At 68.5% G+C, this 4946-nt stretch carries 5 protein-coding genes; 2 read left to right on the forward strand and 3 right to left on the reverse strand.

Annotated features, from left to right (window positions below; translation table 11 throughout):
- From VFQ05_03040 to VFQ05_03050, 3 genes are all read right to left on the reverse strand, one after another.
- Positions 1-189 (reverse strand): ornithine cyclodeaminase family protein (locus VFQ05_03040; GenBank protein HET9325726.1); only part of this gene is annotated, 189 nt, incomplete at its 3' end.
- A 23-nt stretch (positions 190-212) separates the two neighbouring features.
- Positions 213-1700, reverse strand: a complete 1488-nt coding sequence (locus VFQ05_03045) for a hypothetical protein (GenBank protein HET9325727.1) — start codon at positions 1698-1700, stop codon at positions 213-215.
- Positions 1697-2683 carry a threonine/serine dehydratase gene (locus VFQ05_03050; protein ID HET9325728.1) on the reverse strand — a complete coding sequence of 329 codons (987 nt, stop codon included), beginning with the start codon at positions 2681-2683 and terminating at the stop codon, positions 1697-1699. The genes VFQ05_03045 and VFQ05_03050 overlap by 4 nt, the downstream gene beginning before the upstream one ends.
- A gap of 107 nt (positions 2684-2790) precedes the next feature.
- Here VFQ05_03050 and VFQ05_03055 point away from each other — a divergent pair, with 107 nt between their 5' ends.
- Positions 2791-4491, forward strand: a complete 1701-nt coding sequence (locus VFQ05_03055) for a Ppx/GppA phosphatase family protein (protein ID HET9325729.1) — start codon at positions 2791-2793, stop codon at positions 4489-4491.
- Positions 4492-4636: 145 nt separating this feature from the next.
- Positions 4637-4946 (forward strand): hypothetical protein (locus tag VFQ05_03060; protein HET9325730.1); only part of this gene is annotated, 310 nt, incomplete at its 3' end.

Here is a 4946-nt window from a genome sequence, read left to right on the forward strand (position 1 = left end):
GGGCGAGCCGAGGTAGCCCGGCATCAACCCGAGGCGCCCGCTGCGATCAGGAAGCGACACGACGTTCCGGAGCGGCAGCACCGCATCGCCGCGGGCCAGCGTCGCCAGCGCGTCCGCCATGACATCGACGCACTCGGCCATCGGCAGCAGCCGCTCGACGTCGGATTGCGAGATGATGCGCACGTCCATGGACTCTCCCGTGAGAAGAACGACTATAGCGCCTCGCGCGGGATCAGCCCCGGGGCCCCGAATCCGCCGAGAATACGATAAGTCAGCGCGAGCGAGACCGCGCCGGCCCGAACGTACTGGTCTCCGATCATGAAACCGCTGGAAAGCTTTCGGTTGCTCTGCTGCTCGCTAGCGAGGATGGTGAGCTGGAGCCGGTCCTGCACATACCATGTCGCCGAGACGCCGTAGAGCCACGACCACCGGTCGTCTACCGTGTCGACGTCGTTCTGGAGAAGGAAGCGGTTGTAGTTCAGGAATCCCGAAGCTTCCCAGTGATCCGCCAGCATCCAACTCAGGCGTCCAGACGCCGAGCCCAGCGTTCCATCGACTCCCGACCGCGTCGGGAAGAGCGCCTCGCCCGACACATCGGCCTGCCAGCTCATGCCAAGCGGACGGTAGTACTCGCCGCGCATCCCCAGGAACGTCTCGTCGTTGGTGGCGTCCTGCTGGTAGGACGAGGACCCGGTCACCGGCGTCCACAAGGAATCGTCGACGGAAGTCTGAGTGAAACTGGATGCGTCGATGCGGGTCACGTAGCTCGCGTGCTGGTCCAGCAAGGAAGGTCCCACGAAGCCACCGACGCGTCGCAGAACCGGTGAGCGGGGCACCACGTCGGGCATCAACCCTCCCCTGGTGTGGGGCTCGCCCGCACGCAGGACGGCATCGGGGGTGAGTCCTCCGTCGGCAAGGACGCCGTCTTCCCGGAGGATGTCCTCGATGCGGTCCCAGATCGCGCGAGCCGGGCGCTCCCGAAAGAACTCGTACTGGAACCGGGTGGTGAGCAAGGCGGCAAGCTTCTGGCGTGCCGCGGGCGAGAGCGATCGTGTCAAACCGCCGGTTTCGAGGAGGCGTTCCTCCAGCACGCGAGCCTCGTAGATCGAGCTGGCATCCCGCACATGGCCCACTCCAATCATCAAGCGCGTCGAGACGGCTGTGGCGTAATCCCACTGCTCAGCGGACGCTCGACCGACATCCCGGATCGAACTGCCGCCGATCACCTGGCGGACATCCTGGCGCAAGCCGCTCCACTGCTGCCTGTATGAGCCCGAACCGAAGACACTGAGCTCGATTCCGATCGCTCGACCAGGGTAACGCCGGTGCGTGAAGCTCGCGTTCCAGTCTTCCACTCCCCGTCGGTCCTCGCCATCCAAGTACCCGAACCCGAATGTCTCCTGGTGTGTCCAACGGCCGAGTCCCGCGGCAGTGACGAGGAGCGATACCTGGCTCATCATGGGATCGGAATCGGAGAGCCAGACGAATCCGGTTCCGGCGCGGCCTGCCAGGGAACGGTCGCTTGCGTTCCTCACGGGGATGCTCTGGAACACCTGACTCCCATCCAAGCCGAGCTGGACCCTCCAGTCGATCAGGTCGTGAGCCGGAATTCGAAAGTCGTCGAAATCGTCGGCGGCCGCCGGACCGGATGCGGCCATCACGACCGTGAACACGACACCACGCCAACGCTTCATCCTCATGGCATCACCTCTCCCGCGGCTGGCGCGAAGACGGCCGCCAGACGCTCGGGATCGAAGTTGCCGCCGGAGGCAATGGCGACCACCGGACGGCCCTTGCGGGGAGCGATCTTTCCAGCCAATAGCGCCGCGGTGGCCGCGGCTCCCGAGCCTTCGACGTAGAGCTTGGCTCGGGTGATGAGCAACTGCATCGCCTGGATGATTTCGTCTTCCGTCACGGTGACGATCTCGTCCACCGCTTCGCGGGCGATATCGAGCGGCAGCGCGCCGACGAACGGCGGCGTCATTCCATCGGCCAGCGTGTTGGCCGGCCGCGACACCGGGATCGGCTTGCCCGCCGCCAACGCCTTGGTGAGACCCGGACCCTCCTCGAGCTCGACCGCGACCAGGCGCACGCCCGGTCGCAGTCCCTTCACCGCCGAGGTGACGCCGCCCATCAAGCCTCCACCCCCGACCGGAACCACCACCGTGTCGATCGCCTCCGCGTCTTCGACGATCTCGAGGCCGACCGTACCCGCTCCGGCCAGGACGACGGGGTCGTCGAACGGATGGACGAAGGTCATCCCCCGCTCGGCCTCGACCTGACGCAGCCGATCGAAGAGCGTGGCCCGGTCGGCATGCAGAATGACCTCCGCGCCATAACCGCGCACGGCCTCGAGCTTGGAGCGCGGCGCGTCCTCGGGCATCACCACCGCGCACGCGGTGCCGACGGCGCGCGCCGCCCACGCCACCGCCTGGGCGTGGTTGCCGGCCGAGACCGTCACCAGGCCCCTGTCCCGCTCGGATTCGGGAAGCGAGAGGACCTTGTTGAGGGCGCCGCGCGGCTTGAACGAGCCGGTCTTCTGGAAGCTCTCGCACTTGAGCGACACCGGCGCGCCACAGCGCTCGCTGAGCGTCCGGCTCGACCACAACGGCGTCCGATGGACACGGCCGTGGATGCGCTCGGCGGCGGCTCGGATCTCGGCCAGAGGAATCACGCGCGGCATTGTACGTGCGGGCCTCCTGGGAGCAGAGTGGCTCTTTCTCGTGGCAGAATGGTGGCAGGCTGTCGATAATTTGCGGGACTGGATTCCCGTCATTCCTGGAGGCTTCCTTGCGCATCGCCGCCATCGACATCGGCACCAACTCGATCCACATGGTCGTGGCCGAGGCCACGAGCGGCACCTCCTTCGAGGTGGTCGAGCGCGAGCGCGAGGTGGTGCAGATCGGCCGCGGCTCCTTCCACGGCAAGCGCTTGCGGCCCGAGGCGATCCGCCGCACGGTCGACGCCCTCGCCCGCTTCGTCCAGCTGGCGCGGCGGTTCCAGGTGGATCGCATCCTGTGCACGGCCACGGCGGCGGTGCGGGAGGCCAGGAACGGCGGCGACTTCCAGTCCGCGGCGCGGAGGGTGAGCGGGATCAGCCCGCGGGTCATTCCGGCGGAAGAGGAAGGCCGCCTCATCTACCTGGCGGTCCGGGGCGCCCTGCAGCTCGATCACCATCCCGCCCTCATCGTGGACATCGGCGGCGGCAGCATGCAGATGGTGGTCGGCAATCGCGACCGGATGATGCTGGCGACGGGGGCTCAGCTCGGCGCGCTGCGACTGCGCGAGACCTTGCTGGAGAGCGACCCGCCGTCGCGTCGCGATCTCGAGCGGCTTCAGCGCACGGTGCGCAAGCTGGCCAAGCCCGCGATCGAGCAGGTGCGCGAGCTGCGGCCGGTCGCGGTGTACGGATCGTCGGGATCCATCCATGCGCTGGCGCAGGCATCGCATTGGCTGGAGAAGGGTGGCCCGATCGAGCACATCAATGGCCACGTCCTGTCGCTCCAATCCCTCAAGCGACTCACACGCCGCCTGGCGCGCATGTCGGAGGAGGAGCGCCACGCGCTCAAGGGTCTCGACGCCAAGCGCGCCGAGATCATCGTGCCGGGCGCCGTGGTGCTGCAGCACGTGCTCGACAAGGTCGGCGCGGGCGGCATCGTGATCTCGGACTTCGGCGTGCGGGAAGGTCTGGTGAGCGACTACCTGGAGTTCCACGCGGCCGAGCTCTCGGCGCTCGACCAGGTGGATGACCTGCGGCTGCGCAGCGTGATGGCCCTGCTGCAGAAGTTCCAGATGGACGGTCCCCACCCCCGGCACGTCGCGACGCTTTCACTCGCGCTGTTCGATGGGCTGGCGCCGGAGCACGGACTTCCTGCCGAGACCCGCGACCTCATGCGCTTCGCGGCGCTGCTCCACGACATCGGCTCCGCCATCGGCTTCGACGGGCATGGCGAGCACTCTCGCTATGTGATCCTGAACGGCCGGCTGCGCGGCTTGTCGGGCGAAGAGGTGGCGGTCGTGGCGAACGTCGCCCGCTATCACGGCGGAGGCCGGCCGCGAAAGCGCGACGAGCACTACGGAGCGCTGCCCAAGAACCTGCGCCGCACGGTGCAGTGGCTGTCGGCGATGCTACGAGTCGCCGAGGGGCTCGACCGCAGCCACTACCAGCTGGTGAAGTCGGTCGACGTGGCACGGCGCTCTGGCTCGTTCATCCTGCGGGTGAGCTCGAGACGGGACGCCCAGCTCGAGCTGTGGGCCGCGCGGCACCGCACCGAACTCCTCGAGCGGCTGCTCGGCAAGCCGGTGAAGATCGCGCTGCGCTCGCCTCAGGCCGTCAAGGCCGAGGAGTCGCGGCGGCGCTCGTCACGGCCGCCGCAAGACGTTCCAGCGCTCGCCATCGTGCCTGGACGGCCCGATCGCGAAGCCAGATCAGCGCCTCGTGCCGTGCGTCGCGCCCCTTCGCGCGGGCCCGCCACGCGCGGCGGGAAATGAAGTCGCGCAGCACCGCGGCGTCGTGCACCGCACCCAAACACTGTTGAAGCTCCCGGAGCGGGGCGAGCCGCTCGGGGCTTCCGCTCCCCGGCGCGGCCATGGCTTCGAGATGGTACCGCCAGCGCTTGACCGCGATCCGCGCCCGGTGCAGCGCCTCGTCACCGTTCTCCGCGCCGGCGCTCAGACCATCGAGGGCCTCGGCGCGCAGCGCTTCGGCGCGAGCCTGAACGGCCGCGAACGCAGAAGCCTCACCCGAGAAGGTCGAAAGGCAGGCTTCGACTCTCATCACCAGCCCGGCGACCCTGCGGCGCCGGACCTCTCCCGCCGCACGGGCGCGGGCCATGGCCACCCGCCGCTCGAGCCGCTCGAGCTCGACGATCCCGACCTCGCGGACGGTGAGGGATTCCTCGGCGAAGAGCTCGGCGAACTGCTCGGCGAGCGCCTCACGCTCTCGC

Source organism: Candidatus Eisenbacteria bacterium (assembly GCA_035712145.1).
Classification (GTDB): Bacteria; Eisenbacteria; RBG-16-71-46; order RBG-16-71-46; family RBG-16-71-46; genus DASTBI01.